Below are 16,802 nucleotides of genomic sequence, written 5' to 3'. Positions count from 1 at the left end.
CAGCAAGCCCGTAAACAAAATCATGACACAATAAAAGCCGGAGCCTCCAAGCGGACTCCCCTGGAACATCATAGGATAAATGAGAATGGCGGAGGAGGAATGAAGGCATGCTTCGAGTCGCATTATTTACTGACACGTATACGCCTGATGTCAATGGCGCTGCTCTGACACTGGAACGATGGATTGGCTATTTGGAGACACATGGGGTATCTACGCTTGTCTTCGCACCGGAGGCAGATCATCATCTGTCCTCGGGGCCGGGCGTGGAGCGATTTCGAAGTATTCCCTTTTTATTGTACCGGGAATGCAGACTTGCGATCCCTAATGCCAAACAAATCAACGAGCGCCTGTCAGCCTTTTCCCCGCATCTAATTCATGTCGCTACTCCGTTTAACCTTGGCTTGTATGGAACAAGCTACGCTGCCAAACACCATATTCCACTCGTCGCCTCCTATCACACCCACTTTGATAAATACCTCGAATACTACAAGCTTCGCTGGCTTGAACCTGCATTATGGAAATACATGCTCTGGTTTCACAGACATTGTGAAAGGGTATATGTCCCCTCTCGGTCAACCATGGAATTGTTACGCAATAAAGGAATGGGACAGCTCGAAATCTGGGGTAGAGGAATTGATACCGACCGCTTCCAGCCCACAGTGAATCGCGAAGCGATATGGGAAAAATGGGGCGTTCATGCAGACGCATTTGTGATTTTATATGTGGGCAGACTTGCACCGGAAAAGGGGATAGACACGTTACTGGATTCCTATCTCCAGTTACCCGACGACGTCCGCGCAGCCTCAGTACTGATCATTGCAGGAGATGGCCCATTGTTTAAGTACAAAACTGCAGCAGATATCGGGGTGCCAGAGCACGCAGTTCACTGGCTTGGTTTTGTAAAAGGACCGGAATTAGCTGAACTCTACGCTGCAGCCGATGTATTCCTCTTTCCCTCCACTACAGAAACCTTCGGTAACATCGTGTTGGAGGCTATGGCCAGCGGCACACCCGTGATTGGCGCGAATGAAGGCGGGGTCAAAGACAATATAATCGATGGGAAAACAGGGCTACTGTGTCCAGCTGGGGACGCGGCTGCCTTTGCCAAAGCTGTACTCCTGTTGTACGAGGATGCCCCACTTCGCGACTTTCTGTCCAGAACCGGTAGAGCATACAGTCTGGAGCAGACATGGGACCGTATTTTTGAGCGGCTGCTGGACAGCTACATGGATGCAGCGACCCTACATCTCGACAGCTACCCTGTGACGCGAATATAGCCCTCAAAAATATTGGACTTTCAAGAAACTCTGCTACACCTTTAGCTGCTTAAGCAGCTTGTTATGTACCCCGCTTAACAAAATCACCGCTGTCAGGGCACCGATGAACGCAAGAAGCATATCCCATTGAGTATCCCATATATCTCCCTGTGTTCCCAAAAAGGCCTCTGCCGCTGTACCGGTTGCCTTGGCAACGGCAAACTCAATCAGTTCGTACACAGCACTGATCGCAAGACATACACTAACCGTTAGAAAAGTGAGCCAGCTCCCGCTTCCCAAAGTCGTCTTACGTAGCAGCACTTCCCTGACAATGAGTGCAGGCACAAAACCTTGCGCAAAATGCCCAAGTCGATCATAATAATTGCGCTCCAGCCCAAACGTATCCCGAATCCAGTTGAATAGCGGCATTTCAGCATAGGTATAGTGCCCGCCGACAATCAGGATCAATGCATGTAGCCAGATGAGGGTGTATACCAGATTGGTAAACCGAAATCGACGGTAAATAGCCGCCAGCAGTACAGCTCCCAAAACGGCTGGGAGAACTTCCAGTACCCATGTAAAATAATCCGCCGGACGAACCAAGGACCAAATGAGAGCAAGCACCAGCAGTACAAGTAAAACAAGCGGGTAACGATCATTTTTAGACCATGCCGTTGCCTGATTCATACATCATCCCTCCTAAGCCTACAGCTCTATCCTTCTTTCATTACAATATGTTTGACACGTCCAACCTGCCCGTCTGCCAAACGTACTTTGATTCCATGCGGATGACGCGGGGAATTGGTCAAAATATCCTTCACCGTTCCTCGCGTCAGCTTACCCGTGGGCTGATCCTTTTTAAGCACAATATCCACCTGAAGACCAGCGCGGATATCAGATCGGTTCTGTCCGTTCATTGTAGCTATTCCTCCTTTGCCTTTACATTTTATCTTATGATGATAATTAGCCACTCAGCCCCATCGTAATCACCAGCGATGCCATTCGTCCCGGCGGCTGTTCCCCATCCAGACCACGCACATCGTGGATACATAGCTAACGAGCATAATCACGAATACCATCCCGCTAAACTCCACGAAATGCGTGCGTTGCAAAGAGTCTGCCCATATGGAAGATATTTGTGTGTACAACTGGGACGGCGCAGACACAATATCCCATGTGTTTCCTCGAAAGAAACGACCAATATAAATCCCCAGGCTACTTAGCAGGAGTACCGCCAGCATAAACAACCAGCTGACAAGCCCGCCTCGAGCACGCTGCACCAATTGTCGTACGGATTCAAGCGATACAACCCCCATGGTGAGGCCGAGCACAGCTACCAGCAGCATCCCTAATACATGATTCCAAAAGTACGGATTGCCCCAAAAACGCTGCTCCCCGAGAAATGGATATCTGGCGAATACATGCAGCAAATCTGTAATCAAATAGGGTATATTGGGATAAAAGAAAAGCCAGCCAGCCCCTATGATCCAGAGCATAAATGTCCTCGTTCCCCGTCTCCACGAGCAATGAATGACATCTAGCAAAAGCGTCAGCAGCATAGGAATCCAGGCCAGCATCATATTCCACCAAATAAAAAAATAAGGGCGGCCCCCTGAGGGCAATCGCACGTTAATGATCCACAATGTACTGATTACGGAGCATAAGGCCAGTGCGATAAAAATATAAAGTTTGACTGGATAATTTAACGATCTTAAACGGTCATACATATGTTACTTTCCCTCCTTGTAACCGTCCATCCTTCCTGACGTTCCAATTTACACCTGTTCTGGACAGTGTACACCACAATGGCTTCAAGCTCAATGGAAGCGCTCCACTCTGCATAAAATGAAGATAAAAAAACATCTGTTCTCCCGAAGTTGACCTCATGTCCCCGGGAGACAGATGCTTACTGTATTCAAGGCGGATAAGCTTTTACCGTCCTCTACCCTTGTATCCAATTGACCAATGATTGTACCGTCAATGCACCTGGCGCAGCTGCCTCAAATGCGGAGGCACCGTTACGCAAGGTCAGAAATTCCACCGTTTTGGGAATACCAGGCGCCAGATCCAGGTGGTTGTCACTGAAAATCCCCTCCTGTTCTGCGGTCAACCACACATGTCTAGCAAGTGTATCCGAACAGAGCATGAACCTACTGCCCCCACTTCCCTGTATCTCTGTCACTTCAATTTTCGCCAGAGGTAAATCCATCTCTTTCGTGCCTGCAAAATAAATTTCGCTGGAGGCCACCTGTTCACCGTTTTGTATCAGACGTGCGACCAGCATATGCTCCGTACGATCCAGGCCATTCAGCCATTGGTCGGTAGGCAGTATATGTACGATCCCTGCGCCGCCCGCCGGCTGTTCTACCTTAACGTTCTCATCACGAATAGCCTGACTGCCACGGATATGCAAAAGCGTCAGCCGCAGCGTACCTGCTATCGGCTCTAGCGTATCGTTAACCAGATGCAGTTCTTTACTCCCCTGTTCCGTATCTACTGCACTCAAGAGCACATTGGCAAAGCTGCGTTTAGCTGTATATTGAAGCGCCTTCCAACGACCAAAATAGTCCATACTCGACCAAGAGGCAACGGGCCAGCAGTCATTCATCTGCCAGTATAATGTCCCCATGCAATAGGGCTTGTGACGACGATGGGCCTCTATAGCCATTTTCATCGCCTCTGCCTGTAAAACTTGGCTCATGAGAAGAAAACATGTAAAATCCTTGGGCTGCCGCATGTACCGTCCCATGTATTCTTGAATCAACCGATTGCCTGAACCGTTTTTTTGATGTGCCAGCATCACCGCAGATTCCAGTTCCAAATCCTTCTCTTCCGCATACGTGCGAACAGACTTGTATTCAGGAAAGGACTGAAAACCATACTCACTCATAAAACGGCCCACATGTATGTGATAATTCTCAAACGGCTCAGACGCATGCCATACTCCCCAATAATGAATGTCTCCTGCTGTTGAGGACGGATGAGCATGCTGGTTTCGATCTCCGGTCAGGTCAATTAGAGGTGAGGAGGGCCAATATACTGTCTGCGGAGCCCATGTATTTACGGCCTCTGGTAAAATCCGGTGAAAGAGCGTTTCATAATCATTCCATAGGCGTTCTCGTTGCTCAGGCGTGTAGGCCTTTTTCCAGCCCCAGCCCGCATTCTCTTCATAATGGGCCCATGCAGAATCAATCTCATTATTGCCGCACCATAACGCAATGCAAGGATGATGGCGCAATCGCTTGATGTTATCTTCGGCTTCCTGGGCTACATTGTCCAAAAAAGCCTGATCCCCTGGATACATGCTGCATGCGAACATAAAATCTTGCCACACGAGCAAGCCGTATTCATCACACAAGTCATAAAATACGTCTTGTTCATAAATACCGCCACCCCACACCCGCAACATATTCATATTGGAGGCGGCTGCACTGGCAATTTCATGCCGATATCGTTCCAACGTAACTTCGGCAGCAAAGCTGTCATTCGGAATATGGTTGGCTCCTTTAGCAAACACGGGGATTCCATTCAGTTCAAAATAGAAGCTTTCGCCTGCCGTATCCCGCTCACGTATAAGACGGATCGATCGCAGTCCCGTTTTCACTGATTTTTCCGCAATCACCGCTTCCTGTGCTTGCTCCTTCAATTCGGCTACAAACGTATACTGATGCGGCTCTCCCAGTCCACGACACCACCACAGCTTCGGCTCCTTTATCACCAGCCCCAGCTCCACTGTTTGCTTTCCCTTCCGCAGGCGAACCGGTTTGGACCATACCCCGCCGTCAACAGAAATACACAACTCGGCATCTCTAATCTCATCTGCATTTTCAATTTCTACCACTGCCGTGAGTTCAGCCCTCTCCGTACTCACTTCGTCCTGTCGAATAAATAAGTCTCTCACGATCAGTCCAGACCAAGCTTCAAGCCGAACCTCTCTCCAGATCCCGCTCGTCACCAGCCTTGGTCCCCAATCCCAGCCATAGTGATAGGGAGCCTTACGAGCGAAAACGCTTACTTTTTTATCGGACAAGCTACCTATTTCGGACTGATCATTCGGTGCGGGAAGTCCATAGCCCAACCTTTCCAGCTTAGGCACATCTTCCGTAATCGGAGAGCGAAAATGGATTTCAAGCCGATTTTTCCCTTGCTGAACAAATGCCTTCACATCCTGTCTCCATACCCGAAACATATTATTGGCCGATAAGACAGCTTGACCATTTACTCTTACATCTGCGTATGTGTCCAGGCCTTCCAACACCAGCTCTACACATTGACATTGAAGCTGATTTGCATCTATCTCAAAATAGGCTTCGTATATCCAATCCTGCTTATCAACCCACTGTACCTCTATCTCGTTCATACCGATAAAAGGGTCAGGAATTTTACCATGTTGCAAAAGATCGGTATGCACACAACCCGGCACTTTCGCACTGAGCCACTCATCAGTTTGTGCTTCCCTAAACCTCCAGCCATCCAATCCTATTACATTAATCATCGTCGCAAGCCTCCCTATAAGGATGATTGGGAACATCTGGATCACTCATCAACATAACAAAAATAACATTAAGCTAACAAGTTAGTCAATTGTTTTTTTGGAACAACCGGTAAAACACAAAATAAAAGTCGCCCTCTACCCCTAAACAGGCTAAAAGCGACTTCCCTCGTCTTCACTGTGGATCGAATTCATCCCACATATCCGGACATCAACTATATTTAATTGTGCTAAAGGAACGATCACGATCATCATTTTCCCGGCTGATCCGTGGCGCGTGAACTTCCCGTATGAGTAGATCAGCGTGCAGCAGCTTTTTTTCCACAGGCGAGCTTGGATTCATGATGCGCCATAATAACTGGTCCACCGCTCGCATCCCCAACAGTTCCTTATCCACTCTCACCGTGGCATAAATCGGCATTTGATCATTCGTATCGTCAAACCCGGTCACCCCGCACCGCCTCGGAACGTCAATCCCCTTTCCTTTCAGCACTTCCACGACTTGCGAAGCAGTCACGTCATTAGCGCAAACAAAAACCTCTGGCAGCTCATCCTCGGGCAACTTGTCCATTTCCTCGGCAAGTGCCTGCGCTCCCCCATAAATAAGGGCTTTGTTCTGCCGTAATTCTACTCCGCTCATTTCCAGTGCGGACCGAAAAGCTTCCCAACGTTCATAGAAACTGTGAGCGTCGTCAATATGACCCACAAACTGAAAGTGGGCATAACCCCTACACAGCAAATCCTTCATTAATTCATTCATGCATGTGCGATTATCCGTAAACACCGCATCACTTAAAAATGCAGAGTCCCAATGATCCACCATGACGACTGGAATACCCATTCGATAAATGTTCAGCAACAACGTAGTTGAAATTGTTCCTACTGTGATTATCCCTTTAATGGCCTCCGGGTTCAGCAAAGAAAACATATCATCAGTTGAAGGCTCCGTTAACGTGATCATATCCAATCCCTTGCGGTTCAGACGCTCGGAAATCCCTTCAAATACAGGTCCCCAGTACCTGGACTCCCGATTCTGGTGTCGAATATTCGGAAATAACACCAGCACGGTACCCGACCATTCTCTGGCATCTGTGTCCCGAGGCTCTACCCCGGTCATTTTGGGATGACTGCGAAAATAACCCATCTGGGCAGCAAGCTTAACCAGCAGCGCCCTCGTCTCTTCACTTACACCGGGTTTGCCTGACAGTGCACGTGAAACAGCGAACTTTGAAACACCCGCCGCATCCGCAATTTCCTGCAATGTTACTTTTCCACGCATCTCCTCACCCAACCCTATTCGAAATCTTTTTCTACCTTAGTCTTCTAAATATACAGGTATGCCTATAAACTGGTACCATCGTAGCATACTTTGTTTTAGATCATCAAACGATGGATTTGCACAAATCCACACCTTTCATTAAATATGTTTGCTTAATAAAAAACAAAACACATAACAAATAAACATAAATAACTTGACGTAAGCTTCTTTATTTCCTACAATTTACTAATGAAAGCACTTACATTGTGTAAATCATACTTATTAAGGGGGATTTGCAGATGTTCACGAACAGGTCGGTACAACAATGCTCCATCCTGCTTCTGGCTTTGCTGCTGCTCGTTACAACGGGCTGCGCGAATAGCAAAGGCGGTACGGCAGAAAAGGAAGACCCCGATGACACCAGTCCCATTACATTAACGTTCTTTGGCGGTGACTCAAGCTCCAACTGGAATAACATGAAGGACGCTGTCGGGCAGGAAATTATCAAGAAAACGGGTGTTACACTAAATGCCGAACATGCTGTTAACGGTCGAGGTGAGGAAAAGTTTGCCTTAATGGCTGCTAGCGGAGAGTACCCTGATCTCGTGTACCCCAAAGGAGACATTGGAAAGCTGGTCGATGCCGGAGCACTCATTGACTTAACCGACCTGATTGATAAATACGGTCCTAACATTAAGAAAGTGTATGGAGATTATTTTAATCGTATTAAATACAGTAGTGAAGATCCCGCCATTTACACCATCCCAACCAATTTGGGCGTAGATCACATCGCGTTTGATGCACAAGCAGGCTTCGAAATCCAGCATCAAGCCCTTAAGAAACTCGGATACCCCAAAATTCGCACCGTTCAAGATTTTGAAAAAGCACTTAAAGATTATGTCGCCAAATACCCTACTACCAATGGCCAGCCTACCATCCCTTTATCACTCGATGCCGAGGACTGGAAAATGCAGATTACTGTGACAAACCCGGCAGTTACAGCTACAGGTGGACCAGACGATGGAGAATATTATATTGATCCTAAAACACACAAAGCCATTCTTCACTACAAACGCCCGGAGGAGCGAGAGTATTTTCGTTGGTTAAACCATATGTACAATGAAGGTCTGTTGGATAGGGATACTTTTGTACAAAAAAGTGATCAATACAAATCCAAAATCGCCGCAGGTCGTGTCATCGGACTGATTGATCAGGAATGGAACTACCAGGATGCCGAAAATGCGCTCAAGGCAGCAGGTAAGGATGAATACACCTATTCCCACTTTCCGGTCACTTTAAATGAGCAATACGAGGATCATTCCCTCCAGCCCATTGGTTTCGATACTGCGTCTGGGATTGGCATTACAACTTCATGCAAAAATCCGGTGCGAGCGATCAAGTTTCTGGACTTCCTGGCCTCCGATGAAGGGCAAATTTTACGTAATTGGGGGATCGAAGGCCAGCATTACAATGTAGAGAACGGCAAACGAGTCATTCCTGCAGCTGTGCAAGAACGCAAAAACAAAGATAACGCTTCTTTTAGCAGAGAATCAGGTATCGGTTTGTATTGGATATGGGGACCACATTACGGCGATAGCGTGAAGGACCCTACTGGCAACTATTACACAACCAATTATCCGGAGATGATTACCGAAAATTATAGCCAAGCGGAAAAAGAATCCCTTCAGGCATATAAAGCTCGGACATGGAAAGACCTGTTCCCGAACGAAAAGGATTTTCCGGTAAAAGAGTGGGGTGCTGCCTACAACATGCCTGTTCCGACCAATACAAATTACAATGTTATTTATCAGAAGTCGCAGGACATTGTACGCAAACGGATTCCTGAGGCCGTACTCGCCAAGCCAGATCAATTCGATGCCGTGTATGACCGCATGCTCCAAGAGCTGGATCAGGCGGGTGTACCAAAGGCTGAAGAAATCTTCACTGGCCTGATTCAAAATCGTCTGAAGCTATGGTATGGGGAGAAGTAGAGATTGATTGCTACTAAAAGTATATAAGGGCTGACAGTCAAGACCTGTCAGCCCCTTTTTACACTAAACATTCTGTTTTGTTACTTTTTCTTTCCAGCTATTATTTTTCCTGGACACCCTGTGGACATAAAGCAACAAAAAGATTGGAATCAATGCAATCCCGCCACACAGCACCCAAGATATCTGAATAGGTGTTTGATCTGAAGCAAGATTGGTAAAATTACGGCTTACGATGCCTGTCACGATTAAACCTATACACATACCTAGTTGGGAAATGGCAGAATCCAGAGATAGCAGTGTTGAACGATACTCATTAGAGATCCTTTTGTTCAGAAAAATTTGTTTGGCAACCGGATACATCCCTCGCCCAATTTCATAGATTAAAAAGGTAAGCAGTACAGGATAAAACGTGTTGAAAGCACCCGCTAAAATGAGCCATATCCCAATCATCCCGCAAGCATACATGAGTATATGTACATCACTATAACGTGCGCCTAGCTTTCGAACCAAATAGCTTCCCAAAGTCATACATAGTGAATAGCCCGCCTTGATCAATCCCATAATCCAAATTCCTTGTTCAGAAAGACCGACCAGACGTGGCTGTTGAAATGTATTCCCCGCCGAATTCGAAAAGCTGATAAATAAACCAATGATAAACACAATCCAGATCGACTTATTTTCAAAACCGATACGGACACTTTCCCCGATAATCGTTTTAATGTGAGTAGTTGATGCTTTTCGATGGGTAATATTCTTCTCATCCATATAAAAGCAGCATAGAAATATACATAGGATAATAGATACAATGCTGGCTGCCCAGGGAAGTGAATAGTTAAAAGCTGCGAGGAAGGCCCCCAACAGACCGCAAATAAATCCCGAAATGTACTGTATACTGTTAGAGGTTGTAAAAAGAACTTCCATCGGCTTATCGCTGTTTTCCACAACCCAGGATTCCAACGAGCCTGATTGCAAGCATATTGCCAGACCCCCAAAGACTTGTGCGAACACAAGCAGCCACATGTGATCTACCCAAACGAACAACACACTGTAGACTAGAAAACAACAAAGCCCCAGAACAACAGAAATTTTTCTTCCATACTTGTCCGCAATAGCTCCTGTTGGTATTTCAAACAGAAAAGTACTTACAAAGAATACAACCAGCAAGAAGTTTGCACTTTGCAGAGAAAGTCCTTTAGCTAACAGAAATAGGATGAGTGTAGTCCCCGTGATTTCACTCATAAAAAATTGAAGAAAACTGACGGAGTAAAATAGCTTATGTGGCCTCACTTTCAGGGCTCCTTCGCTTGCTCTACAGCCTCATATTCACTTCGCAACATCCCCATCTGAATGATGTCATAGTACTGTCCTTCCCTGAATAGCTTTTCTCGTAGTCGGCCTTCCTCCTTAAAGCCACATGCCAGATAGCAACGATATGCACGTTCATTGAACGCATACACCTCCAGCTCCAGCCGATGCAGATTCAGTGAATGAAATGCAAATTTTTGTATCAATCGTATCGCTTCCCGCCCATATCCTTTGCCCAGATCACCGTCGCGCCCGATTACAATACCAAGGGTGGCGTGCCGATTTACCCAGTTGATTTTGAATAAATCGAGTTGTCCAATATAGTCCAGTGTATCTTTATGTGCAATGACAAAGCCCTTGATCTCAGAGTTGCCGTCAATCATCATCTGTACAAAAGATTCACTATTAGCCTGTGAATGCGGATAGATAAATACGTCGCTTAATCCATGTGTGATTGCCGGGTCATTAACCCATCTTCGGATATCAGGTATATCCTCCTGACGGTACTCTCTTAATACAATTCGTGCTCCAATGATATGTGGCATCGTCAGCTTCCTCCCTATTATGTATTGGTTCTGGTAATACTCTATCACCCTGTCCCCCTTTTACGCTCCCATTAATCTCACAAACTCCAGGAACCGTGTACCTTTATAATGAACCTCCCCGCGATCCCCGATTACAATCATTCCGAAGTCCGTATCCTTCACCTCCAGCTCCTTACGCTCCCCCCTGTCAAATTCAAAGGTGATATAGTAATCGGTCGAAGCTGAAAAATTGCCTGATCCCCCACGCACTCTCGTTCGCTTATCCACAACCTTGCAAGAACGTTGGACCTGTTCGGCTGCTTGATTGGAAAGACCTGCACTTATCGATTTGACAATTCCCATAATGATTACAAAAGCAATGAGTCCAAACACGACAAAAAAGATAATACTAAACGGTTGAAATGCCATAAAACCACTTCCCATTTGCTTCATCCTTTCTACAGTAAAATGTAAATTTTCCATTCTATTGCCCATTGACAAATCGTACATCCTCAGCTTAAAAAACTCCAATACTTTTTTAACATACTTACGAAAAAAAAGTTCTTTCGCTCTTTTCCGCACCCTGCTTGGACTTACACCCGATCTGGGTCCTCTGAGCCTCTCTAGACCGATTGACAAAACTATATATAGATATAAAATAGAAAATGTACTCTAAATATAGTGTAAAAAACGTATTTATGCCCGATATCTTGAAGATAAAGGTATGAAAATACATGTAAATATAGAGTCAAAAATCTTAAATGGCGCAGCCAGCAAGGGATTACAGCTATGAACAGCTATGATGGGTCTCTTGGCAATGCCGTTTTCTTTTTTTCGTTAATTGTTAAGGAGGTTGCACACCATGCTGATTGCTTATGATTCCAAGACCGGCAATGTAAAAAGATTTATAAACAAGCTCAAGCTTCCGGCGGTTCAGATTGAGGAGCAAATGACTATAGAAGAACCTTACGTACTCATTACATATACAACCGGGTTTGGGCAGATACCTGAGAGGGTATCTTCATTTTTGAAAAAAAATGCACAAAACCTTGTTGGTGTAGCTGCAAGCGGCAACCGTAACTGGGGTGAGAAATTTGCCAAAAGTGCGGATTTGATTGCCGACCATTATAATGTCCCCGTGATTAGCAAATTTGAATTATCTGGAACGTTCGGAGATGTGGAGCGTTTTAAACAGGAGGTGAGCCGAGTTGCGGCATATTGAATTGAACAACATGTTGATGAAACGCGATACAGACGGCTTTTTCCAATTGGAAAAGGACCAAGAGGCTGTAGCAGAATTTATGAAGGAAGTTCAAGAACGGAGTTTGAAGTTTGCTGACACAGCTGCTCAAGTGCTGTATATGATTGAGAATGATTATTACGAAAATTTCTATAACAGCTATACAGCTGATGAAATTAATGATATTTTCCATATCACTCATAGCTATAATTTTAAATTCCCTTCCTATATGGCAGCATCCAAGTTTTATACTGATTATGCAATGAAGAGTAACGACCGTAAAGTCTATCTGGAACACTACCCTGACCGGGTGGCTGCTGTCGCCCTGCATTTGGGACGCGGTAACGCCGATACGGCGCGCCTGTTGTCCCGCTCGATGATGGAGCAACGTCTTCAGCCAGCTACACCAACCTTCCTGAACGCTGGCAAAAGCCGCCGTGGGGAATTGGTGTCCTGCTTCTTGCTCGAAATGGATGACTCTCTGAACTCAATCAACTATGTATTGAACACTTGCATGCAATTGTCCAAAATTGGCGGCGGTGTTGCAGTTAACCTGTCGAAACTGCGGTCACGCGGCGAGGCGATTAAAGGTGTTGAAGGCGCAGCAAAAGGCATTATGCCTGTGCTGAAGCTGATGGAAGATGGTTTCTCCTACGCAGATCAAATGGGTCAACGTAAAGGCTCTGGCGCTGCCTATTACAACATTTTCGGATGGGACGTACTGGAGTTCCTGGATAGTAAAAAAATCAATGCTGATGAAAGAGTACGTCTCAAGACACTTTCGATCGGATTGCTGGTGCCGAACCGCTTTTACAAGCTGGCACAGGATAATGAACCGCTGCATGTATTTGCACCTTATAGTGTGTTTAAGGCTTATGGAACACATTTGGACGACATGGATCTGGATGAAATGTACGATACGCTGCTCGCTGACGATCGAGTGAAGAAAAAAATAGCGATGAGCGCACGTGATATGCTGACGAAAATTGCCATGATTCAGTTGGAGTCTGGCTATCCATATATTATGAACAAAAGTAACGCAAATCAGGCGCATGCTCTTAAAAACGTGGGCCAAGTCAAGATGTCGAACCTATGCACGGAAATCTTCCAGTTGCAGGAAACTTCCGAAATTACAGATTATGGACAACAGGATATTATTCGCCGGGATGTAAGCTGTAACCTGGCTTCCCTGAACATTGTAAATGTGATGGAACATGGCAAAATCCGTGAGTCCGTTCATGAGGGTATGATTGCTCTTACCTCGGTCAGCGATATGACCCAAGTAGCTAATGCCCCAGGTGTTGCAAAAGCGAACAGTGAAATGCATTCCGTTGGTCTGGGTGTAATGAATCTGCACGGCTACCTTGCCAAGAACAAAATTGCGTATGAAAGCAATGAAGCGAAGGATTTTGTCCGTACCTTCTTCATGACGATGAACTATCATTCTATTGAAAAGAGTATGGAAATCGCAAAAGCAGCCGGACAAAGCTTCTATGGATTTGAGGAGTCCGATTATGCGACAGGTCTATATTTTGACCGATATCTGAACACGGATTATCGTCCAACAACGGCACGTGTGCAAGAATTGTTCAAGGACATTTATATTCCAACTCAAGCGGATTGGGACAAACTAAAAGCAGACGTCAAGAAGAACGGTCTGTACCACGCTTATCGTATGGCGATTGCTCCTACTGCCAGCATTTCGTACATTCAAAATGCAACGTCCAGCGTTATGCCAATTGTTGAGCAAATCGAGACTCGTACCTATGCGAATTCGACGACTTACTATCCGATGCCGTATTTGCAAAAGGATAATGTATTCTTTTACAAATCCGCTTATCAAATGGACCAATTCAAAGTGCTTGATCTGATTGCCGAAATCCAGCCTCACGTGGACCAAGGAATTTCGACTGTACTTCATGTGAACAGTGACGTGACTACACGTCAGTTAGCACGTTGCTATCTGTATGCCGCACATAAAGGACTTAAATCGTTATACTACACACGTACCAAAAAACTGTCTGTGGAAGAGTGCCTCACTTGCTCCATCTAATGCATATATGGTAACAAGCTATAAAATAAAATTAGATTTTGAATAGATATGAATGCTTGGCATTAGAAGCTGTATCCAGCGCGTGGTTCAGACCTTTACAGGATTGGACAAAGCCCTCACGGATACAGCTTCCGTATGTCAAGCAGACGATGACTCTCCGGTAACATCTTACGTGTGTTTCTAGGGAATCTCGCAAGCTGAAGGGAGAATGCTAACAATGACAGGTATACAAGCCGTAAACTGGAACCGCTCGGACGATGATTTCACACTGATGTTCTGGAATCAGAATATTATGCAATTTTGGACGGATGATGAAATTCCGCTGTCTGATGATAAAATGTCCTGGGTAACCCTCAGTGATATCGAAAAAGAAGCCTACATGAAGGTGCTGGGCGGCTTGACTCTGCTAGACACCATTCAAGGCGGTGTGGGGATGCCGCAAATTATGGAGCATGTAGACGGACTGCAACGCAAAGCGGTATTAAGCTTTATGGCGATGATGGAGCAAATTCATGCCAAGTCGTACAGTAGCATCTTTACCACCCTGGCTTCCACGGAAGAAATTGACGGTGTATTCCGCTGGGTTGAAGAAAATCCCCATCTCCAAACCAAAGCAGAAACCATTCGTCAGTATTATATGAACATCCATACACCGAAAGACCTGTATCTCGCAATGGCTGCGTCGGTGCTGTTAGAAAGCTATTTGTTTTATAGCGGATTCTTCTACCCTCTCTATCTGGCAGGTCAAGGCAAGCTGACATGCAGCGGGGAAATTATCGACCTGATCCTGCGTGACGAAAGTATTCACGGTGTCTATGTAGGTGTACTGGCACAGGAGATTTATGCAGAACTGGACGAGGAAGAACAACGTGACCTCTACCAGACGCTGGTAGGCTTGCTGCGCTACTTGCACAATAACGAAGAACAATATACCGAGCAAATTTATGCCCCTATTGGACTTGTAGACGATGTTAAAGTCTTCTTGCGCTACAACGCCAACAAGGCCATGATGAACCTGGGCTTTGACCCACTTTTTGAAGAAGAAGAAGTCAATCCCATTGTATTCAACGGCATCAGTACCCATACCAAGCAGCACGATTTCTTTTCTAAAAAAGGAAACGGCTATGTACGGGCAATGAATGTAGAGCCGCTGACAGATGATGATTTTAACTTTGGCGTTTAAGTACACATACGTAAAATTAATTTAGCAAGGCGATACTGTAAACAAATAGGGTTTCAGAACTTGTTCCTAAGTTCTGAAACCCTATTATCTTCTTAAAACTACCTGCTATGCAGGTGATTACGGAAAGCTTCGAGCGGTAGTTTACATATTCACATCCGTTCTCTTATATAAAACGGGTATTGCCACTGCTATAAGAATCATACCCATAAAAGCGGGTGTGGCATGACCAAGTGATACATAGATTTGACCTCCAATGATAGGCCCAATCATTCTTGCCAAAGCCTGAATAGATTGACTACCACCTTGAATCCTTCCTTGTTCACTAGAATCGACAGACTTGGAGAGCATCCCATTAAATGAGGGCCCAAAGATCGAATCACCAAAACCAAATATAAACATTCCGGCGATAACAAGAGGATAGAATGAGAACAAAGCAGATAGCGCAATAAGACTGTAGCCTATAATCTCCGAGAACATTCCAAGAATGGCTATCTGTTTATCATTAAGTTTTTTTAAAAGCTTTGGCATGATGAAACCTTGTGAAATGATGTCTTGGAAACCCATAATTGAAAACATAAGTCCGATTAGTGCAGGCTTCCAACTGAAGGTATCCATTGTAAATTGAGAGAAAACTGCCTGTAAAGATCCGTTGGGTATCCAAAGTAAGAACGCTGAGACAAGTAGCCTTTTCACGTTTTTCATGGAAAGTACGTTTGCAAGCTGTGTAAATGGATTCAGTCTTACAAAGGTAATCTCTTTCAGTCTATGTTTCTTGTCAAGGCTCTCAGGCATAAAAAAGAATCCATAAACAACATTCAATAAAGTGATTATTGCTCCAAAATACATAGGTACAGAATAACCAAACTTGGAAAGTAATCCACCTAGAGTTGGACCAATGACAGTGCCGACACCTACAACTGCACTCAACCATCCAAAGTATTTAGTTCTCTGTTCTGGAGGAATGATGTCTGCAAAATATGCGAAGATCGTGCTTATGCTCCCACCTGTTACACCTTCTATGATACGCCCAGCAAATAGTACCCATACAGCTCCTCCTATACCAAAAACTAAGTACCCGATTGCGGAACCCAAAAGGCAGACTAAGAGCAAGGGTCGACGGCCATATTTGTCGCTCAAAGCTCCAAGTACCGGAGCCGCAAAAAACACGCAGAATGCATAAACAGAGGTCAGCAGCGTAACAACTATAGCTTGTTCTCCTGGATTGCTTGTATAAGGCTGCACTAAGAATGGGACGACAGGTATTATAATACTGAAGCTTATTCCGCAAAGAAACACAGAGATAAGGCCGAATATTAAAGCGTGTTTATCTACGGTTTGTTCTGTGGTCTGTTTATGGTGTGATCTAAATTTGAACACTTAAATTCTCCCCTCAAAAGTTGCGATTTTACTTCCTAGGAAACAAAATTATCGTATCACATTTTTTCTTCCCTGGAAACAAAATAATAATAAAAAAATGCAGCCCGTTCTCAATAGAGCCCG

The 16,802-nt window shown here is 45.2% G+C and carries 14 protein-coding genes; 5 read left to right on the top strand and 9 right to left on the bottom strand.

Annotation, left to right across the window (positions count from 1 at the left end; genetic code table 11):
• Nucleotides 1–107 precede the first annotated feature (107 nt).
• Complete coding sequence (locus HFE01_RS04625) at nucleotides 108–1,277, top strand: glycosyltransferase family 4 protein (protein WP_107734283.1); 1,170 nt, start codon at nucleotides 108–110, stop codon at nucleotides 1,275–1,277.
• Nucleotides 1,278–1,310: 33 nt separating this feature from the next.
• Here HFE01_RS04625 and HFE01_RS04620 read toward each other — a convergent pair whose 3' ends face one another.
• The 5 genes from HFE01_RS04620 to HFE01_RS04600 form a co-directional block, all read right to left on the bottom strand.
• On the bottom strand, nucleotides 1,311–1,943 hold the full coding sequence (locus HFE01_RS04620) for a DUF2238 domain-containing protein (RefSeq protein WP_107734284.1): 633 nt from the start codon (nucleotides 1,941–1,943) through the stop codon (nucleotides 1,311–1,313).
• A 26-nt stretch (nucleotides 1,944–1,969) separates the two neighbouring features.
• Complete coding sequence (locus tag HFE01_RS04615; RefSeq protein ID WP_016819189.1) at nucleotides 1,970–2,173, bottom strand: YwbE family protein; 204 nt, start codon at nucleotides 2,171–2,173, stop codon at nucleotides 1,970–1,972.
• 69 nt (nucleotides 2,174–2,242) lie between these two features.
• Nucleotides 2,243–2,983: a DUF1361 domain-containing protein gene (locus HFE01_RS04610; protein WP_107734285.1), complete on the bottom strand. Its 741-nt coding sequence runs from the start codon at nucleotides 2,981–2,983 to the stop codon at nucleotides 2,243–2,245.
• Nucleotides 2,984–3,198: 215 nt separating this feature from the next.
• Nucleotides 3,199–5,751: a beta-mannosidase gene (locus tag HFE01_RS04605; RefSeq protein WP_107734286.1), complete on the bottom strand. Its 2,553-nt coding sequence runs from the start codon at nucleotides 5,749–5,751 to the stop codon at nucleotides 3,199–3,201.
• 208 nt (nucleotides 5,752–5,959) lie between these two features.
• A complete protein-coding gene (locus tag HFE01_RS04600; RefSeq protein ID WP_016819186.1) occupies nucleotides 5,960–7,027 on the bottom strand; it encodes a LacI family DNA-binding transcriptional regulator in 1,068 nt (355 codons plus the stop codon).
• Nucleotides 7,028–7,305: 278 nt separating this feature from the next.
• Here HFE01_RS04600 and HFE01_RS04595 point away from each other — a divergent pair, with 278 nt between their 5' ends.
• A complete protein-coding gene (locus HFE01_RS04595; RefSeq protein ID WP_031463280.1) occupies nucleotides 7,306–8,997 on the top strand; it encodes an ABC transporter substrate-binding protein in 1,692 nt (563 codons plus the stop codon).
• 63 nt (nucleotides 8,998–9,060) lie between these two features.
• On the opposite strand, the gene HFE01_RS04590 is transcribed toward HFE01_RS04595, so the two are convergent.
• From HFE01_RS04590 to HFE01_RS04580, 3 genes are read right to left on the bottom strand one after another with little or no spacing between them, the layout of a single operon-like run.
• The gene (locus tag HFE01_RS04590) at nucleotides 9,061–10,284 is read right to left on the bottom strand and encodes an MFS transporter (protein ID WP_167438171.1); all 1,224 of its coding nucleotides are present in this window, start codon (nucleotides 10,282–10,284) and stop codon (nucleotides 9,061–9,063) included.
• A 2-nt stretch (nucleotides 10,285–10,286) separates the two neighbouring features.
• Nucleotides 10,287–10,847 carry a GNAT family N-acetyltransferase gene (locus HFE01_RS04585; RefSeq protein WP_025364604.1) on the bottom strand — a complete coding sequence of 187 codons (561 nt, stop codon included), beginning with the start codon at nucleotides 10,845–10,847 and terminating at the stop codon, nucleotides 10,287–10,289.
• A gap of 60 nt (nucleotides 10,848–10,907) precedes the next feature.
• Nucleotides 10,908–11,270, bottom strand: a complete 363-nt coding sequence (locus HFE01_RS04580) for a DUF2500 domain-containing protein (RefSeq protein WP_025364603.1) — start codon at nucleotides 11,268–11,270, stop codon at nucleotides 10,908–10,910.
• Between the two features lie 418 nt (nucleotides 11,271–11,688).
• Between HFE01_RS04580 and nrdI the strand changes: the two genes are divergently transcribed.
• The 3 genes from nrdI (at nucleotide 11,689) to nrdF (ending at nucleotide 15,302) form a co-directional block, all read left to right on the top strand.
• Nucleotides 11,689–12,048, top strand: coding sequence for a class Ib ribonucleoside-diphosphate reductase assembly flavoprotein NrdI (nrdI, locus tag HFE01_RS04575; protein WP_016819181.1), 360 nt, complete (start codon nucleotides 11,689–11,691; stop codon nucleotides 12,046–12,048).
• Complete coding sequence (gene nrdE / locus HFE01_RS04570) at nucleotides 12,035–14,119, top strand: class 1b ribonucleoside-diphosphate reductase subunit alpha (protein WP_167438172.1); 2,085 nt, start codon at nucleotides 12,035–12,037, stop codon at nucleotides 14,117–14,119. Before nrdI ends, nrdE begins: the two co-directional genes overlap by 14 nt.
• Nucleotides 14,120–14,336: 217 nt before the next feature.
• Complete coding sequence (gene nrdF / locus HFE01_RS04565; RefSeq protein ID WP_013370558.1) at nucleotides 14,337–15,302, top strand: class 1b ribonucleoside-diphosphate reductase subunit beta; 966 nt, start codon at nucleotides 14,337–14,339, stop codon at nucleotides 15,300–15,302.
• 141 nt (nucleotides 15,303–15,443) lie between these two features.
• On the opposite strand, the gene HFE01_RS04560 is transcribed toward nrdF, so the two are convergent.
• Entirely contained in the window at nucleotides 15,444–16,679 is a 1,236-nt protein-coding gene (locus HFE01_RS04560; protein WP_164965276.1) for an MFS transporter, read from the bottom strand.
• Nucleotides 16,680–16,802: the final 123 nt, after the last annotated feature.

Source organism: Paenibacillus sp. EKM10P (genome assembly GCF_011800655.1).
Classification (GTDB): domain Bacteria; phylum Bacillota; class Bacilli; order Paenibacillales; family Paenibacillaceae; genus Paenibacillus; species Paenibacillus polymyxa.
Note: the sequence above shows the minus strand (reverse complement) of the source record. Positions and strands in the feature narration are given on the sequence as shown.